Source organism: Ruegeria sp. HKCCD4884 (assembly GCF_013110855.1).
Taxonomy (GTDB): domain Bacteria; phylum Pseudomonadota; class Alphaproteobacteria; order Rhodobacterales; family Rhodobacteraceae; genus Ruegeria.
This window is the reverse complement of sequence record NZ_WVRJ01000001.1, coordinates 212,965-238,715: the sequence shown is the minus strand read 5'-3', so window position 1 is coordinate 238,715 and position 25,751 is coordinate 212,965. Positions and strand designations below refer to the sequence as shown.

24 protein-coding genes are annotated in these 25,751 nt (G+C 56.5%); 10 read left to right on the top strand and 14 right to left on the bottom strand.

Annotation, left to right across the window (positions count from 1 at the left end; genetic code table 11):
• Window positions 1-111: 111 nt before the first annotated feature.
• The 5 genes from ccmE to GS636_RS01105 form a co-directional block, all read right to left on the bottom strand.
• Window positions 112-558: a cytochrome c maturation protein CcmE gene (gene ccmE / locus GS636_RS01125; RefSeq protein WP_171089834.1), complete on the bottom strand. Its 447-nt coding sequence runs from the start codon at window positions 556-558 to the stop codon at window positions 112-114.
• A gap of 7 nt (window positions 559-565) precedes the next feature.
• Entirely contained in the window at window positions 566-1,594 is a 1,029-nt protein-coding gene (gene argC / locus GS636_RS01120) for an N-acetyl-gamma-glutamyl-phosphate reductase (protein WP_171668161.1), read from the bottom strand.
• Window positions 1,595-1,688: 94 nt separating this feature from the next.
• Entirely contained in the window at window positions 1,689-2,498 is an 810-nt protein-coding gene (locus GS636_RS01115) for a glutamate racemase (RefSeq protein ID WP_171183034.1), read from the bottom strand.
• Between the two features lie 8 nt (window positions 2,499-2,506).
• Window positions 2,507-3,385 (bottom strand): lysophospholipid acyltransferase family protein, encoded by an 879-nt coding sequence (locus GS636_RS01110; RefSeq protein WP_171183032.1) that lies wholly within the window; start codon window positions 3,383-3,385, stop codon window positions 2,507-2,509.
• Window positions 3,386-3,463: 78 nt separating this feature from the next.
• The gene (locus tag GS636_RS01105; RefSeq protein WP_171668160.1) at window positions 3,464-6,883 is read right to left on the bottom strand and encodes an indolepyruvate ferredoxin oxidoreductase family protein; all 3,420 of its coding nucleotides are present in this window, start codon (window positions 6,881-6,883) and stop codon (window positions 3,464-3,466) included.
• 169 nt (window positions 6,884-7,052) lie between these two features.
• Between GS636_RS01105 and GS636_RS01100 the strand changes: the two genes are divergently transcribed.
• On the top strand, window positions 7,053-7,961 hold the full coding sequence (locus GS636_RS01100) for a LysR family transcriptional regulator (RefSeq protein WP_171089824.1): 909 nt from the start codon (window positions 7,053-7,055) through the stop codon (window positions 7,959-7,961).
• A gap of 191 nt (window positions 7,962-8,152) precedes the next feature.
• On the opposite strand, the gene GS636_RS22620 is transcribed toward GS636_RS01100, so the two are convergent.
• Complete coding sequence (locus GS636_RS22620; protein WP_253762611.1) at window positions 8,153-8,353, bottom strand: hypothetical protein; 201 nt, start codon at window positions 8,351-8,353, stop codon at window positions 8,153-8,155.
• A gap of 46 nt (window positions 8,354-8,399) precedes the next feature.
• Between GS636_RS22620 and GS636_RS01095 the strand changes: the two genes are divergently transcribed.
• The 4 genes from GS636_RS01095 to grxD all read left to right on the top strand — a co-directional run bounded on the left by GS636_RS01095 (window position 8,400) and on the right by grxD (window position 13,832).
• A complete protein-coding gene (locus GS636_RS01095) occupies window positions 8,400-10,499 on the top strand; it encodes a mechanosensitive ion channel family protein (RefSeq protein WP_253284717.1) in 2,100 nt (699 codons plus the stop codon).
• 179 nt (window positions 10,500-10,678) lie between these two features.
• Window positions 10,679-12,838 carry a phosphoribosylformylglycinamidine synthase subunit PurL gene (gene purL / locus GS636_RS01090; RefSeq protein ID WP_171668158.1) on the top strand — a complete coding sequence of 720 codons (2,160 nt, stop codon included), beginning with the start codon at window positions 10,679-10,681 and terminating at the stop codon, window positions 12,836-12,838.
• 145 nt (window positions 12,839-12,983) lie between these two features.
• The gene (locus GS636_RS01085) at window positions 12,984-13,220 is read left to right on the top strand and encodes a BolA/IbaG family iron-sulfur metabolism protein (RefSeq protein WP_039530494.1); all 237 of its coding nucleotides are present in this window, start codon (window positions 12,984-12,986) and stop codon (window positions 13,218-13,220) included.
• 249 nt (window positions 13,221-13,469) lie between these two features.
• Entirely contained in the window at window positions 13,470-13,832 is a 363-nt protein-coding gene (grxD, locus tag GS636_RS01080; protein WP_171089818.1) for a Grx4 family monothiol glutaredoxin, read from the top strand.
• A gap of 6 nt (window positions 13,833-13,838) precedes the next feature.
• Here grxD and GS636_RS01075 read toward each other — a convergent pair whose 3' ends face one another.
• The 3 genes from GS636_RS01075 to GS636_RS01065 are packed head-to-tail and all read right to left on the bottom strand — an operon-like array spanning window position 13,839 to window position 15,432.
• Window positions 13,839-14,186: an MliC family protein gene (locus GS636_RS01075; protein WP_171668157.1), complete on the bottom strand. Its 348-nt coding sequence runs from the start codon at window positions 14,184-14,186 to the stop codon at window positions 13,839-13,841.
• Window positions 14,186-14,578, bottom strand: coding sequence for a cell division protein ZapA (locus tag GS636_RS01070; protein ID WP_171089813.1), 393 nt, complete (start codon window positions 14,576-14,578; stop codon window positions 14,186-14,188). The genes GS636_RS01075 and GS636_RS01070 overlap by 1 nt, the downstream gene beginning before the upstream one ends.
• Entirely contained in the window at window positions 14,578-15,432 is an 855-nt protein-coding gene (locus tag GS636_RS01065; protein WP_171668156.1) for a hypothetical protein, read from the bottom strand. Before GS636_RS01065 ends, GS636_RS01070 begins: the two co-directional genes overlap by 1 nt.
• A gap of 237 nt (window positions 15,433-15,669) precedes the next feature.
• Between GS636_RS01065 and tkt the strand changes: the two genes are divergently transcribed.
• Window positions 15,670-17,691 (top strand): transketolase, encoded by a 2,022-nt coding sequence (tkt, locus tag GS636_RS01060; RefSeq protein ID WP_171668155.1) that lies wholly within the window; start codon window positions 15,670-15,672, stop codon window positions 17,689-17,691.
• A gap of 49 nt (window positions 17,692-17,740) precedes the next feature.
• Here tkt and GS636_RS01055 read toward each other — a convergent pair whose 3' ends face one another.
• Together GS636_RS01055 and GS636_RS01050 are read right to left on the bottom strand one after the other, a co-directional pair.
• A complete protein-coding gene (locus GS636_RS01055; RefSeq protein ID WP_171668154.1) occupies window positions 17,741-18,541 on the bottom strand; it encodes a thioesterase family protein in 801 nt (266 codons plus the stop codon).
• Between the two features lie 89 nt (window positions 18,542-18,630).
• Window positions 18,631-19,602, bottom strand: coding sequence for a DUF808 domain-containing protein (locus tag GS636_RS01050; protein ID WP_171668153.1), 972 nt, complete (start codon window positions 19,600-19,602; stop codon window positions 18,631-18,633).
• A 181-nt stretch (window positions 19,603-19,783) separates the two neighbouring features.
• Here GS636_RS01050 and gap (GS636_RS01045) point away from each other — a divergent pair, with 181 nt between their 5' ends.
• The 3 genes from gap (GS636_RS01045) (at window position 19,784) to gap (GS636_RS01035) (ending at window position 22,087) form a co-directional block, all read left to right on the top strand.
• Window positions 19,784-20,785, top strand: coding sequence for a type I glyceraldehyde-3-phosphate dehydrogenase (gene gap, locus GS636_RS01045; RefSeq protein ID WP_171668152.1), 1,002 nt, complete (start codon window positions 19,784-19,786; stop codon window positions 20,783-20,785).
• 71 nt (window positions 20,786-20,856) lie between these two features.
• The gene (locus GS636_RS01040; protein WP_171089800.1) at window positions 20,857-21,000 is read left to right on the top strand and encodes a hypothetical protein; all 144 of its coding nucleotides are present in this window, start codon (window positions 20,857-20,859) and stop codon (window positions 20,998-21,000) included.
• A gap of 82 nt (window positions 21,001-21,082) precedes the next feature.
• Complete coding sequence (gene gap, locus GS636_RS01035) at window positions 21,083-22,087, top strand: type I glyceraldehyde-3-phosphate dehydrogenase (protein WP_171668151.1); 1,005 nt, start codon at window positions 21,083-21,085, stop codon at window positions 22,085-22,087.
• On the opposite strand, the gene coaD is transcribed toward gap (GS636_RS01035), so the two are convergent.
• The 3 genes from coaD to GS636_RS01020 form a co-directional block, all read right to left on the bottom strand.
• A complete protein-coding gene (gene coaD / locus GS636_RS01030) occupies window positions 22,079-22,570 on the bottom strand; it encodes a pantetheine-phosphate adenylyltransferase (RefSeq protein ID WP_171668150.1) in 492 nt (163 codons plus the stop codon). The genes gap (GS636_RS01035) and coaD overlap by 9 nt on opposite strands.
• Before the next feature lie 85 nt (window positions 22,571-22,655).
• Entirely contained in the window at window positions 22,656-23,093 is a 438-nt protein-coding gene (locus GS636_RS01025; RefSeq protein ID WP_171089793.1) for a CBS domain-containing protein, read from the bottom strand.
• Between the two features lie 61 nt (window positions 23,094-23,154).
• Complete coding sequence (locus tag GS636_RS01020; RefSeq protein WP_171668149.1) at window positions 23,155-24,057, bottom strand: LysR family transcriptional regulator; 903 nt, start codon at window positions 24,055-24,057, stop codon at window positions 23,155-23,157.
• A gap of 104 nt (window positions 24,058-24,161) precedes the next feature.
• Between GS636_RS01020 and GS636_RS01015 the strand changes: the two genes are divergently transcribed.
• Complete coding sequence (locus tag GS636_RS01015) at window positions 24,162-25,661, top strand: CoA-acylating methylmalonate-semialdehyde dehydrogenase (RefSeq protein ID WP_171174270.1); 1,500 nt, start codon at window positions 24,162-24,164, stop codon at window positions 25,659-25,661.
• The last annotated feature ends 90 nt before the right edge of the window (window positions 25,662-25,751 follow it).

Sequence of the window (25,751 nt, the reverse complement as noted above, 5' to 3'; positions counted from 1 at the left end):
AAACGCCTTACGACACGGTAATTGCAAAGGGCGCTGCCCGCCAATTGCGCGCAACGCCCCGCTTCTTCTGTTCAAAAATACCTCTGCCAGAGGCACGCAGCACAGCTGCGTTCAGCTTCCCTCTGCTTCTTTATAAACGCCTTGCTCTTTCAGCGCGTCCATAACCTCTTTCGGCATGTAGGTTTCATCATGTTTGGCAAGGATTTCAGTCGCTTCGAACACGCCGTTCACATAGCTTCCGGTGCCAACCATACCCTGGTTCTCGGTAAACAGATCAGGCAGGACACCGGTAAACGAAACCGGGACACTCTCGCCCCCATCTGTAACCACAAAATGCACGGTTTCACCCTGCCCGCGAATGATCGAGCCTTCTTCCACCAGCCCGCCAATGCGGAACACCTCGGTCGGTTTCGGCGGCTCGGCAATTACCTCGCTGGGTGAACGGAAAAAGTTGATGCCATCCTGCAAGGCCCACCCAATCAAAGCCGTCGATGCCACCAAGGCAACGACCGCTACCAGAATGACTTGTACTCGACGACGTTTCTTGAGCGTTTTCATACCGTCCTCACGGGAATAGAGGGGCCATCATCAGGCCCAAAGTTTCATCCTCACCTAACATCAGGTTGGCGTTCTGCAAGGCTTGGCCACTGCTACCTTTTGTCAGGTTATCCAGCGCGGCAATCACGATTGCGCGACGTTCGATTCTGTCTGCGACCACACCGATATGACAGAAGTTCGACCCTCTGACGTGATGGGTCGAAGGTGCCTCTCCCATAGGCAGCATCTGGATAAAGGGCTCGTCTGCATAAATCTTTGCCAGCGTTTCATAAACGCTTTGTGGATCACCCTTTACATAGGTCGTTGCCAGAATGCCCCGGTTTGCCGGAATCAAATGCGGCGTGAACTGTACATGCACAGTGCGACCTGCAAGCTTCGAGAATTCCTGATCAAACTCACCCAGATGCCGGTGCGTGCCACCGATAGCGTAGGCATTGGCACCTTCGCTGAGCTCTGCGTGCAGCAGGTTTTCCTTCAGCGACCGGCCAGCGCCCGACACGGCGCATTTCAGATCCAGCACAATATCATCCAGATCAATGACACCGGCAGAGATCAACGGACGCAGCACATACTGCCCTGTTGCCGCGTTGCAGCCTGTACCAGCGACCAACCGCGCTGACCTGATTTCATCCCGATAGAACTCGGTCAGACCATAAACGGCTTCTTCCTGCTGTTCCAAAGCGCTGTGCGGGTTGCCATACCACTTCTCATACTCATCCGGGTCCTGCAGCCGGAAATCCGCTGACAAATCAATGATCTTCAAGTCTTTCGGCAGGTCCCGGATCACCTCTTGGCTAGTTTTGTGCGGCAAAGCGCAGAAACACAGATCAACATTGGAAAAATCGATCTCGGAAATCTTGCACAGATCCGGCAAGTGCATGTGCCGCAGATGCGGAAACACCTGCGCCATGTTCATGCCCGCCTTCCGTTCGGCAGCCAAAGCAACAATGTCCATGTTCGGGTGCTCGGCGATCAGCCGCACCAGTTCAGCGCCGGTGTACCCAGAAGCGCCCAGAATTGCGATTTTGTGGGTCATGTCAGACCTCTTCTTTGCATGTGTCACATATCACGACCGCCGATGTGACGGTCTTTGAATTAGAAAATTCGGGGAAGTGCGTCCTTGACCTAAATCAGGCCGCCTCGAACGAGATTTGTCGTCGGAGGAATTGCGTTGCACGATCACTGACAAAACCCGGCTTGCCCGTGGTCAGGTAGCCACCTGCGCCATCGCCCAACATATTGGGGTGGCGTTGCAGATAATCGGCCAGGCTTTCGGCCACCAGATCCCCTTGGCTAAAGACCTGAACATCTGAACCCAAGGCGGCCTGAAAGGTCTCGGCCATCAACGGATAGTGTGTGCAGCCTAAAATCGCGGCCTGCGGCTCGGGCATTTTTCGTTTCAAAGCATCCACATGGCTACGCACCAGAGCCTCCGCCAGGATCATGTCGCCATCTTCAATAGCATCGACCACGCCGCCACAGGCCTGCGCCTCGACATCCACACCGATTGCGCGGAATGCCAGTTCCCGTTGAAAGGCCCGGCTGGACACAGTGGCAGGCGTGGCGAACAACGCCACGTGCTTGACAGCCACTTCGCGTGGTGGAGAGTTGTCCCCCCATTGCCTCTCAGTCAGGGCTTCGATCAAGGGAACAAAGACGCCCAGCACCCGCTTGCCGTCGGGCACGCCTTCTTCCTGCATCCGGCGCAAGGCGGCAGCGCTTGCGGTGTTGCAGGCCAGAATCACCAGATTGCACCCGCGATCCCACAGCGCGTGCACGGCCTTACGGGTCAGCTGATAGATATCCTCGGCATCACGCACACCGTAAGGTGCATGTGCACTGTCCGCAAAATACAGGAAATCCACGTCGGGCAGCCGTTGCTGCGCGGCGTTCAGGACGGTCAGACCGCCCAAACCGGAATCAAAGATACCTACTGCCATTTGCCCCTTCAGGCGCGATGCCGTTCCTCAAATTCATAGCCGTAGTCATATGACTCCAACGGCTCTGGAGACAGCTCATACGTGGCTTTGCGCAGGAAATCCATCATCTTGCGCGTATCCTTACCCAATGGATCCAGAACGTCGCGCCCTATAGGTTCTCCGATCACCACTTTCACAGGCGTATCCACGCGCTTTTTGAATTCTTTGATCAGCAAGCCCATGCGCAGCGTGTTGTGCAAATGGCTTGCGATCTGGAACAGGCGCGACGTGTGCCCATCAAAGAAAACCGGCACCACGGTGGCATTGGACTTTGCCACCATCCGAGCGGTAAAGCCGCGCCAACCCGGATCCATAGGATGGGCAAACGGCTTGACGCCGGTGCTGACCGTGCCTCCGGGGAAAATACCAATCGCCCCGCCCTCGCCCAGATAGTTGAGAGCCGTTTTGCGCGTCTCCAAATTCAGCTTCATCGCTTCCTTCGTTTCATCAAACGAAATAGGCAGAATGATGCGGTTCAGATCCTCGGCCTTGCGGAACACCCGATGCGCCAAAATGCGGAAATCTCCGCGTGTCTCCGACAGAATGTGCCCCATCATTAGGCCATCCAGAATGCCATAGGGATGATTGGCAATCAGGATCAGGGGGCCATCTGCCGGAATGTTCGCAAGAGATCCGCCCACAACATCCAATGTCAGACCATAGCGTTCGACCATAACGGCCCAAAAGTCGCGCCCGTTGGCAACGTCTTTCTCGTATCCATCCGCGCGTTTGATCAGGCGCATTCGACCCGTGGTATTCTCCATAAGTTTGATAACCATTCGCCCGCCTTTGGTTTCAGCGGAATGGGCATAAGAGATGTCACGAACAGCATGACGACGAGAAGGCATTTGGGTCTCCGGTTTGTTGCCTGCAAAATAAGTGCAAGTAACAATTTTGCCTAGCCATCGTGACAGGGTTGTGACGAGTTACTCCGCCGCAGCCTTCAACTCAGGCCCACCGCTTCGGATCGATGCCAGCAACTCCTCGCGCCGCTTGGCTGCTTTGGCCTCGTTTTCCTGCAAAACAGGTCCGAAACCACGGATATCCAGCGGCAGTCGAGCCAACGCAGAGATCGCATCACGCGTGTCCTGCGACAATAAAGGCAGCACTTCGCGCATGTCTTTTTCGTACTGCCGGATCAAAGCACGCTCCATCTTGCGTTCGGACGAATACCCGAAGACATCGAACGGCGTGCCGCGCAGGGCCTTCAACTTGGTCAGCAGCTTCAATGGACCCATGACAGATTCGCTGAATGCGCGCTTCTTGGGCCTGCCGTTACTGCCCGATCCTCCGAAAATCGGCGGCGCCAGATGAAACGTCATCTTGAAGTCGCCATCAAACTCGGCGGCTGCCTTTTCCCGGCTGGTCAGCAGAAGGCGAGCAACCTCGTATTCATCCTTGTATGACAGAAGCTTGTGATAGCCCTTTGCCACCGCTTCGCGCACCTCGGAATCCTCTACACTGTCCACCAACTTACGATACCGCTTTGCCAGCCGGGCACTTTGGTAATCAGTCAGGTGCTGCGCACGGAACTCGATGATCTGGTCCAGCGTTTTGGGCATCTCGGCCACGGTTGGGGACAGTATGGACTGCACCTCATCCGGATGCAGCACCGCCCAACGACCGATATCAAACGCACGCTTGTTTCGTTCGACCGCCGTTCCGTTCAACTCAATGGCGTCAAAGATCGCCTGATGGCTGACGGGCAACAACCCGCGCTGCCAGGTCGCGCCAAAGATCATCATGTTGGAATAGATCGAATCCCCCATCACGGCGCGCGCCAGATCGGTTGCGTCAAACAATGAGACATCTTCTTTCAGCCGCGCCTGCAAGGCCAGTTCCAACTGATCGGCTGGAATGCGAAACTCTGTATTGCGTGTGAAATCGCCCGTAACCGTTTCATGGCTGTTTACGACTGCGCCGGTGCGTCCGGTGCGAGTCAGGCCCAAGGTCTTCGCCCCGGCGGAAACCACCAAATCACCGCCGATCAGTGCATGGGCCTCGCCTGTGGCAACGCGGATCGCGCTGATATCTTCGGGACGATTGGCCAGACGGCAGTGGATATGAACCGCGCCACCTTTCTGCGCCAGGCCCGCCATTTCCATCATGCCGGCGCCTTTGCCATCGATCTGCGCGGCCTGAGCAAGAATTGCACCAAGGGTGACGACGCCTGTACCACCAACACCCGTGATGACCACGTTGTGCGTTCCCTTGATCGCGGGAAGCTCCGGCATCGGCAAATCCGGCAGATCGATCTCGGTCGTTGCCTCTTTGCGGATTTTCGCACCCTCAAGGGTCACGAACGAGGGGCAGAACCCGTTCAGGCAGGAAAAGTCCTTGTTGCAGCTTGACTGATCAATCGCTCGCTTGCGGCCCAGTTCAGTTTGTTTCGGCACGATCGACACGCAGTTCGACTGCACCCCACAATCTCCACAGCCTTCGCAAACATCGGTGTTGATGAACACACGTTTGTCCGGGTCTGGGAATGTGCCTCGCTTGCGACGGCGACGTTTTTCAGCCGCGCAGGTCTGAACATAGACAATGACCGAGACGCCTTCGATCTCGCGGAATTTCTCCTGCACCTGCATAAGATCCGCGCGCTCATATGTCTGAACGCTTGCAGGCAGCGCCTTGAAGTTTACGTCTTCCTTTTCGTCATAGACCAAAGCGACCTCGCGGACGCCCATCGCCTTGACCTCGGCAACGATCCGTTCTGCAGTCAGGTCGCCTTCGTTGTCCTGCCCGCCGGTCATGGCGACCGCGTCGTTGAACAGGATTTTGAAGGTGATGTTCGTTCCTGCAGACAACGCCGCCCGGATCGCCTGAACGCCCGAATGGTTATAAGTGCCGTCGCCCAGGTTCTGGAACACATGTTTGGTAGTCGCAAACGGAGCTTCACCTATCCAGTTCGCGCCTTCACCGCCCATTTGGGTGAAACCTGTCGTCTCGCGGTCCATCCACTGAACCATATAGTGACAGCCGATACCGGCATAGGCGCGGCTGCCATCCGGCACTTTGGTGGAACTGTTATGCGGACAGCCCGAGCAGAAATACGGAAGCCGTGTCGCGATTTCCTGCGCGTTGTCGGCCCGGCGAGCTTCGGACAAGGATGCAAGCCCGGCGTTGATGCCTTCAGTCTCGCGCCCCTCTTCGATCAGGATTTCACCCAGTTTTTCGGCGATCATGATCGGATCAAGCGCGCCACGCGTGGGGAATAGTTCTTCCCGGTGCAGCGTCCCCGCCCCACCTTTGTACCAGCCATAAACTCTGCGGCCGCGCCGGTCGTCAAAGATGGCCTCCTTGACCTGAACTTCGATCAGCTTGCGCTTTTCCTCGACGATCACAATCAAGTCCAGCCCTTCGGCCCAGTCATGGAACCCGGCCATATCCAGGGGGAAGGTCTGCCCAACTTTGTACGTGGTGATCCCCAGCCGTTCGGCCTCAGCCTCGTCGATATTCAAAAGCGACAGAGCATGGGATAGGTCCAACCAATTTTTACCTGCTGCGACGAATCCGATCTTGGCCCCCGGCTTGCCCCACATCCGCTTGTCGAGCTTATTGGCATGGGAAAACGTTTCGGCCGCGAACCTCTTGTAGTCGATGACACGCGTTTCCTGCAGATGCGGGGTATCGCCCAAACGAATATTCAACCCGCCGTCCGGCATGTCGAACTCGGGCAAAACAACCTGCATTCGGTCAGGGCTACCGTCCACAACCGATGTGACCTCGATCGTGTCTTTCATCGTTTTCAAGCCAACCCAAACGCCAGCAAAACGACTAAGAGCAAAGCCGTATATGCCGTAGTCCAGAATTTCCTGAACGCCAGCGGGGCTGACAATCGGCATATACATATCGACCAGAGACCATTCTGACTGGTGCAGAACGGTCGAGCTTTCGCCGGTGTGATCATCGCCCATTGCCATAAGGACGCCGCCGTGCTTGGCCGTACCGGCCATGTTCGCGTGACGCATAACGTCACCGGATCGATCAACCCCTGGACCTTTGCCGTACCAAAGTCCGAAAACCCCGTCGAACTTGCCGTCGCCCCGCAACCCTGCTTGCTGACTGCCCCACAGGGCGGTCGCGGCGAGATCTTCGTTTAAGCCGAACTGAAACGTCACGTCGTTTTCGGCCAGCGGTTTTTGAGCCCGCATCATTTGCTGATCAACAGCGCCAAGGGGCGACCCCCGATACCCAGTTACAAGACCCGCCGTATTCAGGCCCGCCTGCCGATCTCTGGCTTTTTGCATCAGCATCAACCGAACAAGCGCCTGAGTTCCGTTCAACAGAACGGGGTTTTTCTCAAGATCGAACCTGTCGTTCAATGTTATCTGTGGCTGACTCATCAGACGTCTCCCCTCGTCAGATCAGTGTGCTTTATTTCGGTGCATTTTAGGTCATAATTTCTGACCTGTATAGGATTTATCCACTGATAAGTAACGATTTCGCCCTTTGAATGTGGAACTTGTCACCTCTTTCATATAGGCGTTCAAATGGATAACGAAAGTTGCGGCGATGGATTGGGACAAGCTTAGAATATTTCACGCAGTAGCCGATGCAGGCAGCCTCACCCATGCGGGTGACAAGCTCAATCTGTCTCAATCTGCCGTGAGCCGGCAGATCCGTGCCCTGGAAGAATCGCTGGATTCCACCCTTTTCCACCGTCACGCCCGAGGGCTGATTCTCACCGAGCAGGGTGAATTGCTTTTCGACGCCACTTCCGCCATGTCAAAACGTCTTGATGCAGCAGCCGCGCGCATTCGGGACAGTGAGGAAGAGGTTTTTGGCGTCTTGCGCGTCACAACGACCTTTGGTTTCGGCACACTCTGGCTGGCCCCGCGCCTGCCAAAATTGTACGAGGAATATCCCGACCTCAATATCGATCTGATGCTGGAAGAGAGGGTTCTGGACCTGCCCATGCGCGAGGCAGATGTTGCCATTCGAATGAAAGAGCCCAGCCAGGCCGATCTGGTTCGCAAGCGCCTGATGACAGTGCAAATGATGCTGTACGCGACTCAGGACTATATTGAGACCCATGGCGGAATGCTGAAATCGCTTGAGGAAATCAAAGATCACCGCTTGATCTGCCAGACCCCTGCGGCACCACAGGTCGGTGCAAGTGCCGCCATGGTACGTCACCTGATGACTTATAATCCCGGCTCATTGCTGACCGTGAACAACTATTTCGGTGTCCTGCAAGGGGTTCTGCACAATTTGGGCATTGGCGTTCTGCCGGACTATGTGACCCAGGATTTTCCGCATCTTGTCCCAGTCTTGTCTGACATCGAAACCGCTGATGTTCCTGTTTATTTGGCTTACCCCGAAGAACTCAGACATTCTAAACGCGTTGGTGCGTTCCGAGATTTTGTCCAGGACGAGATCATTGCACAGCGCAAGCAACTGAAACAGATGGGAAAACTCTAGCTATGCGCCCATAGCATATCGGACATGAAGTCTTTACAGGGTTAAATTCCTTGAACGTTCACAAACTGACCCCTAAATGAGCAATCGAAGGCGGTGATGCTGAAACGCTCATCATCTTCATACCTCCCTGTTGGACTACGGCCGAGCTTATAGCTCGGCCTTTTTTTTCGTGCTGTCGCAATTTCCCCGTTTCACAAAGCGAAATCTTCTGGGAAACCGGCGCGATTTTTCATATGATCCCGAAAAACAACCAAAAATCTCGTGATCGAGGGCAACAAATCAATGCTTAATCCACTCCGCCTCTGTTTGGCGCTGGTTTCCATTTTCTTTCTTTCTTTTCCAGCTTTTGCACAGGATACCGCCTCGTCCGGGTCGGCATCCTCAGTTTCCATTCCAGAAAATCTGACCCCTGAACAAGTAGACGACCTGGTCGCACGCATGTCGGACGATCAGGTGCGCGCCATCCTGCTTGAACGTCTGGATGCCGTCGCCAAGAAACAAGCCGAAGAAAAAGAGAAGCAGGAAGATCCTCTGACCGAGATCAATGAGATCTGGGCCGAAATGGTTTCATCCTGGACTCATGTAATGACGACGATGCCAAATATCGTCACAGCTCAAATAACTGCGTTCAGCAATTTTTCTGGGACATTTGGAACAACCGGGGTCTTTACCCTACTGGGGCTTATCCTTTCGGTCCTGGTGGTTGGGTATATCGCAGAAAAGCTGTTCGGCCTGTTCACCCGCCGTTGGCACAAAACAACCGAGGTGGCGGACGAAGCGGATCTTTGGGGCGCCGCGCGCTACCTTTTCAGCCGCTTTTGCCGAGAAATTGCCGGGTTGATCGTTTTCTACGTCGTCATACGCGCAGTTGGTCGCGGTCTACTGACACCTGAACAGATCACTTATGCTGCTCCATTTGTCTTCTACCTGATCTGGGTTCCACGCTTGGGCGCGGCGGTTTCTCGGTTCGTGCTGGCCCCGCAGAAACCACAGTATAGGTTGGTCAATATCAACGACCATTGGGCAAAATACCTTCACCGCAACCTGATCGGACTTTTGGTCCTGATTGGCTTTACGTTGTTCATCCTGCGCTTCAACGCGCTGAACGGCATTTCGGGTGACGAGACACGGATCGGGTTCTGGCTCAACGCGGCTATCCATATCTATATCGGTTGGATCGCCTGGACCGCCCGCGAAGGGTTGTCGCAGATGATGCTGGGAACAGACCCCGATTACACCAAGTTCGACGAGGAAGTGGCCCGGTATTACCCCTACTTCGCAATCGGGGTTTCGGTGGTCATTTGGCTGCTGGTCGAGTTTCTGGTTGCCCAGCGAAATCCGGCAACGCTCAGACTGCTTGTCGGCGGCGCGCATTTCGCAACGATGTTCTGGTTGCTGATTGCACCTGCGCTCGACACGCTCATCCGCGGGTTGGTGCGTCACCTGCAACCTCCGATGTCTGGCGAAGGCCCCCTGGCCGAACGGGCCTACAGATCTGCCAAGCGCAGCTATATCCGCATCGGGCGCGTTGTGGCTGGTCTGTTTGTGGTCTTCATGATTGCAAGGGCTTGGCAGCTGGATCTACGCAATGTCGCCTCGGCCGGAGTCAGCGCCGAAGTGGGTGGCGCCGTGATCGAGTTCCTGCTGATCATCGCTGTCGGTTATATTCTGAACGAGTTCGTGTCGCTCTACATCAACAGGCGTCTGGCGCGTGAACAAACAGCGGCAGAAGCGCTGGATGAAGAAGCCGGCGGCGAAGGTGGCGGCGCTGGTGGATCGCGTCTGGCAACGGTGCTGCCGCTGCTGCGGATCACCGCTCAGATCACCATTGCGGTCATCTTCGGCCTTTTGGCTTTGGGCGCTTTGGGCATCAACATCACGCCGCTGCTGGCAGGTGCCGGTGTTCTGGGTCTGGCCATCGGTTTTGGCGCGCAGAAACTGGTTGCCGATATCGTGGGCGGTATTTTCTTCCTGATCGACGACGCCTTTCGCGTGGGCGAGTATGTGGATGTTGGAGGCACGATGGGCACAGTCGAGAAAATCTCGATCCGGTCGATGCAACTGCGTCACCACCGCGGTCCGGTGCACACCATTCCTTACGGTGAGATTCAGAAACTGACCAATTTCAGCCGCGACTGGGTGATCATGAAGCTCAAGTTCACAGTGCCTTTCGACACCGACCCCAACAAGGTCAAAAAGATCTTCAAAAAGATCGGTGCCGAGATGATGGAGGACGAAACCCACAAGGATGGTTTCCTTCAGCCCTTCAAGTCTCAGGGTGTCTTCGACTTTGACGATGTCGGCATGATCATCCGCGGCAAGTTCATGGCCAAGCCCGGCAAGCAGTTCACCCTGCGCAAGGAGATCTTCAACCGCGTCAAGGCCGCCTTCAAGGAAAACGGCATCGACTTTGCCCGCCGCGAGGTGCGCGTTGCGATCCCGGGTCTGGACGAGGCCGAGAACCTGACACCGGAACAGAAGACGGCAGTCGGTGCCGCAGCGGCAGCCGAACTCAACAAGGATCAAGGTTCAGCGTAACCTTCGCGGTTTGCCTCCAAGATTTGCGCTTGTTACGAAGTGCCTTTTACGGAACCGACCCTACCGTCGGTTCCGTTTTTCTTTGAAAGACGCACCCTGCGCCGTCTTGACCCTTTCCACACGCGCCCGCTTGCCCTAAAAGGCGCGCAATCTCGGCCCACTTGGACACAGGACAGAAGATGCAAGAGCCCGCCATCACACCCGATCTGATTGCTGCACATGGGCTCAAGCCCGAGGAATACGACATGATCCTCGAGATCATTGGGCGTGAACCGACCTTTACCGAACTGGGTATCTTCTCGGCCATGTGGAACGAGCATTGTTCTTACAAGTCGTCCAAGAAATGGCTGCGCACCCTGCCCACCTCGGGCCCTCAGGTGATCTGTGGTCCGGGTGAAAACGCCGGCGTGGTTGACATCGGCGACGGTCAGGCCGTGGTCTTCAAGATGGAAAGCCACAACCACCCGTCTTATATCGAACCCTACCAAGGTGCCGCGACCGGTGTCGGAGGCATCCTGCGCGACGTATTCACCATGGGTGCGCGTCCCATCGCATCCATGAACGCTCTGTCCTTCGGCGAGCCCGGCCACCACAAAACCCGCCAGCTGGTGAATGGCGTGGTCGAAGGAATTGGCGGTTATGGCAACTGCTTCGGCGTGCCTTGCGTGGGCGGTGAAGTCCGTTTCCACCCGGCCTATAACGGCAACTGCCTCGTGAACGCATTCGCGGCAGGTCTGGCCGACAGCGACAAGATTTTCTACTCGGCCGCCTCCGGCGTGGGTATGCCGGTCGTTTATTTGGGCGCAAAAACCGGCCGTGACGGCGTCGGGGGTGCGACCATGGCGTCTGCCGAGTTTGACGACACCATCGAAGAAAAACGCCCCACCGTTCAGGTCGGCGACCCCTTCACGGAAAAGCGCCTGATGGAAGCGACGCTGGAACTGATGCAGACCGGTGCCGTGATCTCAATCCAGGATATGGGTGCCGCTGGCCTAACCTGCTCCGCTGTTGAAATGGGCGACAAGGGTGGCCTGGGCGTACGTCTTGATCTGGAAAACGTACCTCAGCGCGAAGAGAATATGACAGCCTATGAGATGATGCTGTCGGAATCTCAGGAACGCATGCTGATGGTTCTCAAGCCCGAACTAGAGGCTGAGGCCCGCGCCGTGTTCGAGAAATGGGATCTGGACTTTGCCATTGTTGGAGAGACCATTGCCGAGGACCGCTTCCTGATCATGCACAATGGCGAGGTGAAAGCCGATCTGGTTCTGTCCAAACTGTCTTCGACTGCGCCGGAATATGACCGCCCATGGGAACCGACGCCCGAGGCCGAAGAACTGGCCGAAGTCCCTCAGATCGACCCTATTGACGGGCTGCGCGCCCTGCTCTCTTCGCCCAACTACGCGGGCAAGCAGTGGGTGTACGAACAATACGACACCATGGTCATGGCGGATAGCGCCCGCACACCGGGTCTGGGCGCAGGCATGGTACGCGTCCATGGAACCGACAAGGTGCTGGCCTTCACCAGTGACGTGACCCCACGCTATGTGCGCGCCAACCCGGTTGAAGGCGGCAAACAAGCTGTGGCCGAAGCCTATCGCAACCTGACCGCTGTTGGGGCCAAACCGCTGGCCACCACAGACAACCTGAACTTCGGCAACCCTGAAAAACCCGAGATCATGGGCCAGTTTGTTGGCGCCATTCAGGGCATCGGTGCTGCCGTCGGCGCGTTGGATATGCCTATCGTTTCGGGCAACGTGTCGCTGTACAACGAGACCGACGGTCAAGCGATCCTTCCAACACCGACCATCGGTGCGGTTGGCCTGTTGTCCCATTCGGACGAGATCATCGGCAACGAGGTTCGCGAAGGCCACGTAGCGCTGATCATTGGTGAAACCAAAGGCCATCTTGGTCAATCCGCCCTGCTTGCCGAAGTGTTCAACCGCGAAGACGGCGATGCGCCGCATGTCGATCTGGATGCTGAAAAGCGCAACGGTGACTTCATTCGCGCCAACCGCGAGATGATCAAAGCGTGTACCGACCTTGGCGATGGCGGTCTTGCACTGGCCGCCTTTGAATTGGCCGAAGCGGCTGGCGTTGGTGTTCACCTGGACGAGGCCCCGACCGAATTCCTGTTTGGCGAAGATCAGGCCCGCTATCTGGTCGCCTGCAACTTCGACCAGGCCGAGGCACTGATGATTGCTGCCGGTCAGGCCGGTGTTCCGCTGGTCTCGGTTGGACGCTTCACCGGTGATAGCGTGAAAATCGGTGGCTCCGAGGCTCCGCTTGCCGAGCTGACGGACACCTTCCGCACCAGCTTTGCCGCGGCTGTGGCCTAAAATACAGGCTTCAGCTCGTCTCAAACACGGAAATCCTATGCGTCTAACCGCGGGTAGGATTTGCCGAGTTTGTCGACACGTGCCATCTTGCACGCCCCGCCCCATCGCTCTACATCTTGGGAAAGACTTTCAGGAGTGAACCTACATGCCGATGAGCGCCCACGAGATTGAAACCCTGCTGCGCGAGAGCTTTCCCAACGCGGAAATTCAGGTTGGCGGCAGCGATGGCGTGCATATGTCCGCCATGGTCGTGGACGAAAGCTTTCGCGGCAAGAACCGCGTTCAACAGCAACGCGCTGTCTACGCGGCCCTGAAAGGCAAAATGGACGGCCCGGATGGAGAACTGCACGCGCTGGCGCTGACCACCAAAGTGCCGGAGTGATATGGAGCACGCGATCGTTATTTTGATTGCTGTTTCCGTCTTTGTCGTGCTCATCGCGCTGATAGCGTTGAACCATTCAAAGACTGGGCGCAATACAAACCGAGGATCGTCACCTGGACGTGGAAACCACCTTCTCCACTCATCTTACTCATCACATGACGGTGCAATTGGCTCGGCGCAGACCCATATCCCCAAAGACCCACAAAACTACGCCAAAGCAATAATGCCGAAGAGCAAAGGAAACGCGAAATGACCGATGTGAAAACCCAGATCGATGAAACCGTCAAAGCCAATGACGTGGTGCTGTATATGAAAGGCACCAAAGAGATGCCGCAGTGCGGCTTCTCATCCCGTGTGGCAGGCGTACTAAACTATATGGGCGTCGACTATGCCGACGTGAACGTTCTGGCAGACGAAGAAATCCGTCAGGGTATCAAGGACTACTCGGATTGGCCGACCGTGCCGCAGCTGTACGTCAAAGGCGAATTCGTTGGCGGTTGCGACATCATCACTGAAATGACCTTGTCGGGTGAACTGGACACACTGTTTGACGAAAACGGTGTCGGCTACAACAAAGATGCAGCCGACAAAATTCGTGAAGCAAACGCTTAAGCCAAATTACCGGCTGGAACAGTCCTGATAGATCGTCTGCTCATTGGCGGCACCTGCCGCCAAATAGCTGATCGACGCGTTCCAGCCTTTTGAGCGCAGGATATAGGTTCCCTCATCGCCGGTGGATTCGTACCGGATGCCTGATCCGCTTTCCACCTGGCGCATGGCGACCAGAGTATTATCCACCATTGTTGCCGCCGCACCCGAACCATCTGGCGCGTTGAAGTAAGTCACAGGCAAAGGTATGCCGTTCTCGCAGGTGAATATGACGGACAATATGTCAATCTCTGCCATTGCAGATGTTGCAGGCAAAGCCAGCGCAGCAGCGAACAGCGCGTTTCGCAACAAAGTCATTATGCTTTCTTCTCCTCGACGACAGCTGCAAGGGCTTCTGCCCGTGCTGCCAGCTCTGCCAGTGTGTCCGTGACAGAGGGCGGAACCACCGCCACTTCGACCCGCTCCGGCTCTGGCGGCGGAGCGTTCCTGAGGCCCTGAAGTTCAGCCTCAGCCTCGGCCAGCTTGGCCTCAAGCGATTTCACCTTGTCTTCTGTCGCCGCTGTTTTGTCAGCCAGCATGAGACCGGCCATCAGAAGCATCCGGGATTCAGGCATCCTGCCGATCTGATCGGACAAAACCTGAGCTTCATCGTCCAGCATTTTGGCTGCGGAATGCAGAAAGGGCTCCTCACCGTCCCTGCACGAGACGTCAAAGCCGCGACCGCCGATATTTATGGTCACTTCGGGCATTATTCTACCTCACCTTCTACAAGTTTCGCCTGCGACAGCAGAGGTTCCAGCCGCGCCAGAACAGCCTGCGCTTCAGCCGCGTCCGAGGCTTGCGCCGCGCGCGTGGCCTCTAGTTCGGCGACTGTTGCGCGGTTCAAGAGTTCCGCGTCTGTCAAACCCTCGGTGGCCGCCGCACGCAATTCGTCAACGGCACTACGCAATTGTTCATTCGCTTTGCGCATGCGCTGCAAATCGTCATCCAGACGAGACATTGCTGCCCCATGACTGGCCCGTTCAGCACGCAACATTTCCAGCTCAGCGCTCAGATCATCGACACGCACGGTATCTTCCAACTCGGTCTTTAGGCGGTTGTTTTCCGCCTCAACCGCCTTGGCCTGATCCAGCATTCCGCGCAGCTGTTCCAGTTCCGCCTTTAACGGCTCAGGATCTTCCAATGCGTCCAACTCTGCCCGCATCTTTTCGTTTTCGGCTTTTAGTGAGTCCAGCTCCGCGCTGTTGTCCAGCGCTGCCTTGGCTTCGGCCAGCTCGGCACGTGCCGCTTCCACCGAAGTGATCTTGGCACGGGCTTCCTCTAGCTCGGCGCGCAGTGCGTCGGTTTCAGCGCTGTCAGACGGGGCAGCGCGTAGTTCCTCAAGATCGGCGCGCAAGTCATCAACTTGCTGTTCATGCTGTTGTTTCAGAGATTTCAGCCGTTCCTGAAGCTGCGCGTTGGCGACGCGTTCGTCCTCAAGTGCCGTTTGAAGCCCCTCGTCCGGTGCAATATCCCGGGGTGCAGCGCCCAATGCATCGACACCCGCGCCGATGCGGTCCATCGCAGCAATAATGCGGTGCTGTAAGTCTTCTATCTGGCTCATGCCCCTGTCACCTCTTTATCAAGGTTCATTCTGTTTCGATGCGATCCGAATCAAAACCGAATCCCGCCTTCTAACAGTCTAGCGGAATGCGACAGAAAATACCCACTGTTTGCTTTCAACGACTTGAGCCCCGCTCTTCATGCATCCCACCCCGATTCACCCCGGTTCCGCTTGCACTTTGGGTATTGAATGGTATTGAGCGCGCAATCTGCTTCAAAACCCAAAGGAACAACGCCCGTGGACCTGACTGCGCTGCGCAATGCCAACCCCGAACACTGGGACAAAGCTGCGGCCATCCGCACCCTGACCCTTGATGCCGTCGCTGCCGCCAATTCCGGCCATTCCGGTATGCCCATGGGCATGGCCGATGTCGCGACCGTACTGTTCGAAAAGCACCTGAAATTCGACGCATCAAACCCAAGCTGGCCCGACCGCGACCGGTTCATCCTGTCGGCTGGTCACGGCTCGATGCTGGTTTACTCGCTGCTGTATCTCACCGGCCACGCAGACGTGACACTGGAAGAGATCAAGAACTTCCGTCAGTTGGGCGCGAAAACGGCAGGCCACCCTGAAAACTTCCTGGTCGACGGTATCGAGACCACCACCGGCCCGCTGGGTCAGGGCATTTCGAACGCTGTGGGCTTTGCCATGGCCGAAGAAATCCAGCGCGCGCATTACGGCAAGAAGGTTGTTGATCACTACACATACGTGATCGCGGGCGACGGCTGCCTGATGGAAGGCGTCAGCCAAGAAGCGATCACGCTGGCCGGTCGTCATGAACTAAGCAAACTGATCGTCTTCTGGGACAACAACAACATCACCATCGACGGCACCGTCGATATTGCCGACCGCACCGATCAGGTGCGCCGCTTCGCAGCCTCGGGCTGGCATGTGATCGAGATCGATGGCCATGATCCAAAAGCCATTGATGCGGCCATTATTGACGCGAAGAAATCCAGCAAACCGACCATGATCGCATGTGAAAGCCACATCGCGCTGGGTCATGCAGCACAGGATACGTCAAAAGGCCACGGCGCGCTGACCGATCAGGATCAGTTGAAAGCAGCCAAAGAAGCCTATGACTGGCCTCATGACGCGTTCGAAGTGCCTGCAAACGTGAAATCCGCATGGGAAGCCATTGGCGCACGTGGTGCTGCAGAACGAGCAGCCTGGGAAGAGCGTTTCGCACAACTTTCCGAACGCAAGCAGGCCGAGTTCAATCGTGCCTACGCGTTTGAAGCCCCTAAAAAGCTGGCTGGCGCCATTCGTTCTTTCAAAAAGCAAGTTTCGGAAGATCAACCAAAGCTGGCTACCCGCGCTTCGTCGGAAAAAGTTCTGAACGTCGTTAACCCGATCATGACCGAAACCGTTGGCGGTTCGGCTGACCTGACCGGCTCGAACAACACCAAATCGGTCGATATGGGTGTGTTCCTGCCGGAAAACCGCAAAGGGCGCTACATCCACTACGGTATTCGCGAACACGGCATGGCCGCTGCGATGAACGGCATGGCACTGCATGGTGGCATCCGCCCCTATGGCGGCACGTTCATGGCCTTCACCGACTATGCCCGCCCGTCCATGCGTTTGGCGGCCCTGATGAAAATCCCGTCGGTCTTCGTGATGACCCATGACTCGATCGGTCTGGGCGAAGACGGCCCGACCCACCAACCGGTCGAGCATCTGGCCATCTCACGCGCAACGCCGAACACCTATGTGTTCCGCCCCGCTGACACGGTTGAAACGGCTGAAGCGTGGGAACTGGCGCTGACCTTCAAGGACAGCCCCTCGGTTCTGTCGCTGACCCGCCAAGGTGTGCCGACAGTGCGCACCCAGCACAAGACCAAGAACCTTGTTGCACAAGGTGCTTATGTTCTGGCCGAAGCCGAGGGCAAGCGTCAGGCCATCCTGATCGCCACCGGGTCCGAAGTGTCGCTGGCCATGGAAGCCAAAGCGATGCTCGAGGCCGAAGGCATCGGCACCCGCGTCGTCTCGATGCCCTGTATGGAGCTGTTCGCGCAACAGGACGAAGCCTATCGCAAGCGCGTTCTGCCCGCTGGCCCAGTCCGCGTTGGCATCGAAGCCGCTGTTCGCGCAGGTGGCTGGGACCGTTGGTTGTTGGGCGAGCGTGGCCGCGAAGCTAAGGCCGGATTCATCGGCATGTCGAGCTTCGGCGCGTCAGCCCCGGCAGGCGAGCTTTACAAGCATTTCGGTATCACCGCAGAGGCGACTGTTGCCAAGGTCAAAGAACTGCTGGGTTAATCCCTGCTTATCAGTTAAAAAAGCCCCGGTTTTTGCCGGGGCTTTTTTGTTAGACGAAAATAATAACTGACTGCATCCCGTCCACAATCAGATCACCGTCAGTATTCCACACACGCATGACTTGCGAGCTGTAGCCATCGTGCCCAGCTGTCAGTTGATGTTCCAACAGGAACCACCCTTCACGCGTCTCAATTTCTTCTGACAACACATTGAAAATCCAGTTCATCGAAGAATTTGGGCCGGGTTTCTTGAGGGTCGGATAGATCGCAGGCGGCGGCAGATCCGCGACCGAGATCAACCCTTCCATCCGGCTCCACATCCGCGGATCTTTGTGACGCGCCCAAAGGCGCAAGTACCCTTTCTCTGCTCCTGAAAACGGCAAAGCACCGTCAACAAGTCTGACATCGAAATTCTCAAGAAACGGAATGGGTGGTCGGGGTAAACCCGGCGGGAAATAGGGTTCGGTTTCTTCGGGTTTCGGGGCTGGTTGCGCAGGATGATCAAACGCGACGTGGCTGTCCTGAGGGACACCAAACGAAAACGTACCCAGCGCCGCGACTTTTCCTTCGATTTCGGCTCGAACGTTGATGATCGTCACGTTACGGCCGTGCCGCAGAATTTCGGTGCCAATCGTTGGCGGGGTGCCGATCGGGGCCGTGAAATTGATCAATGCGGACCGCAAAGGAGGTAACCCGTCGTGCCGTTCGAAGATGGTAGCCAGCATCAGCGCAGACGAAAACCCACCAAAAGTCGTGCGGCCCTGCATCCAGTTCGCCGGGACCGGAAACTTTAGCCGGTTGTCAATTGTCTCTCGCGCTTCAAGAACATCGACCAATGAATAAGCGGACATGAGGAAACCAGTTCTGTTGCACCTTCGGCGACACTAACCTTTTGGCGGCATGTCGCCATTGCAACCTAACGTCACTTGTCGGTGAGGGTTCAATGCTTTGCTTCAGAACCAGAGAACATACCCAGCGCTGGTCCGATAACCTTGGTCGCTATCGGGATTAACACCAGCCCCCATGCCAAACCGAAAATGCCATCCATTGTAGCCTTGGAAATCCACTCAACCGCCCCAACCCATTGTTCGGACACCGAATGTCCAATGGCATATGCCCAATCGTGGATGTGATGACCCAACCAGCCAAAGCCCAGAACCTCCATCCCGTGGATGACGATCGATCCCCCCACCCACAACATCGCCGCAGTTCCGACAATAGACAGGGTTTTCATTACGCCGGGCATTGCCTTGACCAACCCCCGGCCCAGACCGCGACCGATAGGTGTCGGCGCGTTGCTCGCCAGATAAAGCCCGACATCATCCATTTTCACGATCAGCGCGACGGACCCATAAACTGCGACCGTTACCCCGATCCCGACCACGGCCAGCGTAGCGGCCTGCATCCACAGGTTAGGCGCTTCGATCGCTGCCAAAGCAATGGTCATGATCTCAGCTGACAGGATAAAGTCCGTCTTGATCGCGCCTTTTACCTTTTGTTCCTCCAAATGACCGGGGTCACGAACGTCCATGTCTTGTTCGATGGCGTGGCTGCCATGGGGGAACAAGACGTGAAATATCTTCTCGGCCCCCTCAAAACAAAGATATGACCCTCCAATCATAAGTAACGGGGTGATCAGCCAAGGCGCGAAATTGGCAAGCAACAGTGCCACCGGCAGCAACAGGATGATCTTGTTGAAAATCGACCCCCGCGCAATGCGCCAGATGATCGGCAACTCGCGCGCAGGCGCAAACCCCTGAACATATTTCGGTGTGACCGCCGCGTCGTCGATAATCACCCCGGCAGTCTTGGCCCCGGCCTTACCAGCCGCGGCAACTACGTCGTCGACCGAAGCCGCCGCCACTTTGGCAATTCCCGCCACATCATCCAAAAGGGCCAACAGTCCGCTCATCGCGTGTCCTTTCCTGTCACCTGCCGCACCCGGACCCTACCTGATCTCTCAGCTAGCGCAAGCGTTAGCGCAATCGGCGCAGGTTTGCGCTAACACCTTAAAAATATGCCGTTTTTGCCCTTTTGAGATTCCCATTTCGCCGCTATATGGCCCACAAAGCAAGCGCATCTGGAGACATCACATGACCATCAAGGTCGGTATCAATGGTTTTGGCCGTATTGGCCGCTGCACCCTGTCGCACATCGCCGCTTCGGGGCGCAACGACATCGAAGTGATCAAAGTCAACGCCACCGGCCCGTTGGAAACCTCGGCGCATCTGCTGAAATATGACAGTATCCACGGACGTTTCCCGCGTGATGTTTCCATCGAAGGCAACACCATGGATTTGGGCCGCGGTCCGATGCAGATGTTCTCGACCTACGACATGGCCGAGCTGGACTGGGAAGGCTGCGACGTCGTTCTGGAATGCACCGGCAAGTTTAACGACGGCACCAAGGCGAAAACCCACCTTGAGCGTGGCGCTGGCAAGGTTCTATTGTCCGCCCCTGGCAAGAATGTCGACAAAACCATCGTCTTCGGCGTGAACCACAACACGCTGACCGCAAACGACAACATGGTTTCAAATGGCTCCTGCACCACCAACTGCCTAGCCCCGCTGGCCAAAGTTCTGGACGAAGGTATTGGCATCGAAAACGGCATCATGACCACGATCCACGCCTATACTGGAGATCAGCCGACCCTGGACCGTCGCCACAGCGACCTGTACCGCGCCCGCGCCGCAGCTATGTCGATGATCCCGACCTCGACCGGAGCCGCCAAGGCGTTGGGCGAAGTTCTGCCAAACCTGAAAGGCCGTCTGGACGGGTCCGCGATCCGCGTCCCTACCCCGAATGTCTCGGCTGTTGACCTGACCTTCCGTGCCGCGCGCGATGTAACCGTCGAGGAAGTCAACGCTATCGTCGAAGAAGCCGCCAAAGGCCCGATGCAGCGCGTACTCGGTTTTGAACCCGCACCGCTGGTCTCGACCGATTTCAACCACACCGAAGAAAGCTCGATCTTCGCGCCGGATCAGACCCGCGTTGTCGACAATCGCCTGGTCCGTGTTCTGGCCTGGTATGACAACGAATGGGGTTTCTCGGTTCGTATGGCCGATGTGGCCGTTGCGATGGGCCGCCTTAACTGACCCTTCGGACTTCGCTTGTACCTTAATGCCCGCTCAGGTTATCTGAGCGGGCATTTTTGTTCGGGACGGCCATGACCAATCAAATCGCCATCTGGCTCGGCATACTTCTGCTTGGGGGCGTGATGCTGGACATGACGCTGTATAGCGGCGACCACCTGCTGTTCCTTGCCAAGAAGCTCTACGAATTTCTGGACTGGCTTGCTTTCTGGCGCTGACCGAGGTTTTTCTTGACTCTTTCGTTGATCTGGAGTTGTTAGCGCTAACTAATCTGACAGAGAAATTTCGACGGAGCGGACCATGACCCTGAAACTTGCGATCAACGGATTTGGACGGATTGGGCGCGGCGTTCTGCGCGCGGTAATGGAAAGTGGCCGCACAGACGTTGAGATTGTGGCGATCAACGATCTGGGCAAGCCGGACATGAACGCGCATTTGTTTGAGTTCGACAGTGTGCATGGTCGCTATGCCAACCCGGTTACACTCAGCGATGCAGGTTTGGATGTGGGTCGTGGTCCGATCCGTCTGACCAGCGAACGCAACCCCGAAGACCTGCCGTGGTCGGATATTGATGTCGTGCTCGAATGCACCGGTGTGTTCCGCACCCGAGAGGCCGCTGAGCGTCACTTCAAGAACGGCTCGAAAAAGGTTCTGATCTCGGCCCCGGCCCGCGGTGATGGCAACGTCAAGACCGTCGTATTTGGTGTGAACGATCACGAACTGACCGCCGAAGACTTGGTCGTGTCGAACGCATCCTGCACCACCAACTGCCTGTCTCCAGTTGCCGCAGCCTTGGATGCTGGGCTTGGTATCAAGCACGGTAATATGACCACTGTTCATGCATATACTGCCAGCCAGCCGGTACATGACTTGGTTGGAAAGGACCCTTACCTCTCACGCGCCGCTGCGTTGTCGATGATCCCCACCACAACCGGTGCGGCTGCTGCAGTTGGTCTGGTTCTGCCGCAACTTCAAGGCAAACTTACGGGTCAGGCGATCCGCGTCCCGACCCCGAACGTTTCGGTCGTTGATCTGGTGGCCGAGGTTTCCCGACCAACCACCGAAGAGGGAGTGAATCAGCTGTTTATTGATGCCGCCGCCAAAATCCCCGGCGTGTTGGCGGCAGAAAGCCGTCCATTGGTTTCCATTGATTTCAACCACGATCCGCACAGCTCGACCGTGTCGCTGGCCGAAACCAAAGTCACCGACGGCACACTTGTTCGCGTACTGGCCTGGTACGACAATGAATGGGGATTCTCGAACCGGATGCTGGATACAGCCGCCGCAATGGGCGCCCTAGCCTAACCGATCTTTCAGCGCGGTGTTGACGCGGGGCGTGACGAATTTCGACACGTCCCCATTTAACCGGGCGATTTCCTTGACCAACTTCGAGGCAATTGCCTGATGGCGCGCTTCTGCCATCAGAAAGACAGTCTCGATTGAATCGTCCAAAGCACGGTTCATTCCAACCATTTGGAATTCGTACTCAAAGTCTGCGACCGCCCGCAAACCGCGCACAATGATCTGCGCACCGACATCCCGCGCACAATCAATCAACAGGTTTTCAAATGGGTGGGCGACAATCTCGGTCCCGGTCTGTTCAGAGAGCTGGGCACATTCGGCTTCAATCATGGCCACACGCTCTTCTAACGAAAATAAAGGTCCTTTATCCCGGTTGATGGCAACACCAATCACCAGCTTGTCGACCAAAGCTGCCGCCCGACGAATGATATCGATGTGGCCCATGGTGATGGGATCAAAGGTTCCAGGATACAATCCAACCCGCATCGCGCCCTCCTGCGCAACAAAATTTCTGCGCAAGCAAACATAACTTTGCTGCAGGTGCAAGTGATTGCTGTGGCAACCCTTGCCGTCAGTGCCCCATTATCATGCCTTCCAAAGCATCTTTTTCCATGGCCAATTCGGCCAGCTGCGCTTTCACGACATCGCCAAGTGTGACGATACCGACCAGCTTGCCATCTTCCACCACTGGCATATGGCGGAACCGTCCTTCGGTCATGCGGGACATGATGTCTTCGACCGTCGCTTGACGCGTCGTCGTGACAAGATCTTGCGTCATATAGGACTGGACCGGCTGGTTCAGGCAACCACTGCCACTGGCCGCCAGTTCCCGGACGATGTCACGTTCCGACAGGATACCAGATGCCGTTTCACCGCCGTCTTCGGAAATGATAACCGTCCCGATCCGCTTCTCCGCAAGAATCTTCGAGGCCTCCGAGACCGTCGCCGTTGGCGCAACAGTCACAACGCCGTCTGTCGCCTTGGACTTCAGGATGGCCTGTACAAGCATGAAGAATACCTCCGGAAATAATGACACTTATTCCAAAGCGTTGCGCGATTGTGGCGACCTGTCAAGCGTCGGCCTCTGCTTCCAAACGAAGCACTTCCTCGCGAATACCGCGTGTCAGGGCATCAGCAAAGCGGTTCAACCGTTCGTTGCGCTGATCTCCTTCATGCCGAACAAGATAGAAACTGCGCGTCAAACTCACTTGATCCGTCAGGATTTTCCGAAGATCAGGGTGGAACGGCAGCGTAAAGTCATGAGCCACACAAACCCCGGTTCCCAGCGTGACCTGTCGCAATTGGACCGAGACCGAGTTCGATGCAAGCGCGACACGGTCAATGCCTATGTCATTCAGGTAATCCAGCTCTCGGTCAAAGATCATGTCGGGGATGTAACCGATCAACCTGTGCCCTTTCAGATCCGCCACAGATTGGATCGGACCATACTTTTGAAGATAGTCGTCCGTGGCAACCATGTGCAGTTTATAGTCGCTGATTTTTTTCACCCGCAACTGTCCGGCTGTCGGCGCGCTCACTGTCACGGCCATATCCGCCTCGCGCCGAGACAGGTTAATCACCCGAGGCAGCGCAAGTATCTGAATGTCCAGATCAGGGTTCGCGTCGCTGATTTTTGCGCAGACCTGCGGCAACAGGTAATTGGCACTGCCATCCGGCGCGCCAATCCTAATCTGCCCGCTCAGCGATTTCGTTGACCCGGCCACCGCCCCGGCGGCTGCGCGCATCGCCTCTTCGGCGTGCAGCCCATGTTCCAAAAGGCGTTGTCCCGCCGACGTCAGAACATAACCCTGCTGCGATTTGGTGAACAAAGTGGACTCCAACGTGGATTCGAGCCGGGCCACGCGACGCCCTACAGTGGCGGGATCAATCTTCAGTATGCGACCAGCGGATGACAGGCTTTCTTCCCGTGCCACGGCCAGAAAGATCCGCATATCGTCCCAGTTCGGTGTCATCCACAACCCTTTTGCATTTTTGCAAAACTCTTTTGGGACATTGCCTCTGTTCGCGGGATTTCTGCAAGTCTATTCTGCGCGCAAACCTATCGGAGGAGCTCTTGATGCAAGACCTGACCCATTTTTTGAACGGCGAAATGGTTGCCGGAACATCCGGTCGTTTCGACGACGTTTACAACCCGGCGACCGGCGAAGTTCAGTACAAATGCCCAATGGCCAGCGCGGCAGAAACCACGGCAGCAATTGAAGCGGCAGCCGCGGCCCAGCCCGCATGGGGCGCAACCAACCCGCAGAAACGCGCGCGCGTCATGATGGCCATGGTTGGCCTGATGAACCGCGACATGGACAAGCTGGCCGAAGCGCTAAGCCGCGAGCATGGTAAAACCATCCCCGATGCCAAAGGCGATCTGCAGCGTGGTCTGGAAGTGATTGAATACTGCATCGGTGCGCCTCAAATGCTGAAAGGTGAATTCACTGACAGCGCAGGCCCCGGTATCGACATGTACTCAATGCGCCAACCTCTGGGCGTTGTTGGTTCGATCATGCCCTTCAACTTCCCTGCCATGATGCCGCTTTGGCATGTTGGACCGGCGCTGGCTTGTGGGAACGCCGTGGTCCTGAAACCGTCCGAGCGTGACCCATCCGTTCCGCTGATGCTGGCTGAACTCTTCATCGAAGCTGGTCTGCCCAAGGGTGTGTTCCAGGTCGTGAACGGCGACAAAGAAGCTGTTGACACGATCCTCGACAGCGAAATCATTCAGGGCGTCAGCTTTGTGGGTTCGACGCCGATTGCGCAATATATCTACAGCCGCGCAACCGCCAACGGCAAACGCGCCCAGTGCTTTGGCGGCGCCAAGAACCACATGATCGTCATGCCCGACGCTGACTTGGATCAGGCGGCCGATGCGCTGGTCGGTGCCGGATTTGGCGCAGCAGGCGAACGCTGCATGGCAATCTCTGTCGCGGTTCCCGTTGGTGAAGAAACCGCTGACAAACTGATCGAAAAGCTGATCCCGCGTGTCGAAAAGCTGAAAGTTGGCCCCTACACCGCCGGTGACGACGTTGACATGGGCCCGGTTGTGACCGGAGCCGCCAAAGAACGTATCCTGGGTCTGATCAACTCGGGCGTAGAGCAAGGCGCAAAGCTGGTAGTCGACAACCGCGATTTCAGCCTGCAGGGCTATGAAGATGGCTTCTTTGTTGGCCCGCATCTGTTCGACCACGTCACCCCGGACATGGATATCTACAAACAAGAGATCTTTGGCCCGGTCCTGTCCACCGTGCGTGCCGGTTCGTATGAAGAGGCTCTGAAATTGGCGATGGACCATGAATATGGCAACGGCACCGCAATCTTCACCCGTGACGGTGACACCGCGCGTGATTTTGCAAGCCGGATCAATATCGGCATGGTCGGTATCAACGTGCCGATCCCGGTTCCGCTGGCCTATCACACCTTTGGTGGCTGGAAGAAATCGATGTTTGGTGACTTGAATCAGCACGGCCCTGACAGCTTCAAATTCTATACCCGCACCAAGACCGTCACGTCCCGTTGGCCGTCGGGCATAAAGGAAGGTGGCGAGTTTAACTTCAAAGCCATGGACTGATCTGAACGTCCATTGAGTTTTCCAACCCGGTCCGATTGTGGGCCGGGTTTTTTGCATCTTTCCGCCGATAAACCGCTCTGCGTTCTCGCC

Coding starts and splice junctions, on each gene's coding strand:
- ccmE (WP_171089834.1), bottom strand. CDS start 558: ATGAAAACGCTCAAGAAACGTCGTCGAGTACAAGTCATTCTGGTAGCG.
- argC (WP_171668161.1), bottom strand. CDS start 1,594: ATGACCCACAAAATCGCAATTCTGGGCGCTTCTGGGTACACCGGCGCT.
- GS636_RS01115 (WP_171183034.1), bottom strand. CDS start 2,498: ATGGCAGTAGGTATCTTTGATTCCGGTTTGGGCGGTCTGACCGTCCTG.
- GS636_RS01110 (WP_171183032.1), bottom strand. CDS start 3,385: ATGCCTTCTCGTCGTCATGCTGTTCGTGACATCTCTTATGCCCATTCC.
- GS636_RS01105 (WP_171668160.1), bottom strand. CDS start 6,883: ATGAGTCAGCCACAGATAACATTGAACGACAGGTTCGATCTTGAGAAA.
- GS636_RS01100 (WP_171089824.1), top strand. CDS start 7,053: ATGGATTGGGACAAGCTTAGAATATTTCACGCAGTAGCCGATGCAGGC.
- GS636_RS22620 (WP_253762611.1), bottom strand. CDS start 8,353: ATGGAAACTGAGGATGCCGACCCGGACGAGGCGGTATCCTGTGCAAAA.
- GS636_RS01095 (WP_253284717.1), top strand. CDS start 8,400: ATGTCGGACGATCAGGTGCGCGCCATCCTGCTTGAACGTCTGGATGCC.
- purL (WP_171668158.1), top strand. CDS start 10,679: ATGCAAGAGCCCGCCATCACACCCGATCTGATTGCTGCACATGGGCTC.
- GS636_RS01085 (WP_039530494.1), top strand. CDS start 12,984: ATGCCGATGAGCGCCCACGAGATTGAAACCCTGCTGCGCGAGAGCTTT.
- grxD (WP_171089818.1), top strand. CDS start 13,470: ATGACCGATGTGAAAACCCAGATCGATGAAACCGTCAAAGCCAATGAC.
- GS636_RS01075 (WP_171668157.1), bottom strand. CDS start 14,186: ATGACTTTGTTGCGAAACGCGCTGTTCGCTGCTGCGCTGGCTTTGCCT.
- GS636_RS01070 (WP_171089813.1), bottom strand. CDS start 14,578: ATGCCCGAAGTGACCATAAATATCGGCGGTCGCGGCTTTGACGTCTCG.
- GS636_RS01065 (WP_171668156.1), bottom strand. CDS start 15,432: ATGAGCCAGATAGAAGACTTACAGCACCGCATTATTGCTGCGATGGAC.
- GS636_RS01055 (WP_171668154.1), bottom strand. CDS start 18,541: ATGTCCGCTTATTCATTGGTCGATGTTCTTGAAGCGCGAGAGACAATT.
- GS636_RS01050 (WP_171668153.1), bottom strand. CDS start 19,602: ATGAGCGGACTGTTGGCCCTTTTGGATGATGTGGCGGGAATTGCCAAA.
- gap (WP_171668152.1), top strand. CDS start 19,784: ATGACCATCAAGGTCGGTATCAATGGTTTTGGCCGTATTGGCCGCTGC.
- GS636_RS01040 (WP_171089800.1), top strand. CDS start 20,857: ATGACCAATCAAATCGCCATCTGGCTCGGCATACTTCTGCTTGGGGGC.
- gap (WP_171668151.1), top strand. CDS start 21,083: ATGACCCTGAAACTTGCGATCAACGGATTTGGACGGATTGGGCGCGGC.
- coaD (WP_171668150.1), bottom strand. CDS start 22,570: ATGCGGGTTGGATTGTATCCTGGAACCTTTGATCCCATCACCATGGGC.
- GS636_RS01025 (WP_171089793.1), bottom strand. CDS start 23,093: ATGCTTGTACAGGCCATCCTGAAGTCCAAGGCGACAGACGGCGTTGTG.
- GS636_RS01020 (WP_171668149.1), bottom strand. CDS start 24,057: ATGACACCGAACTGGGACGATATGCGGATCTTTCTGGCCGTGGCACGG.
- GS636_RS01015 (WP_171174270.1), top strand. CDS start 24,162: ATGCAAGACCTGACCCATTTTTTGAACGGCGAAATGGTTGCCGGAACA.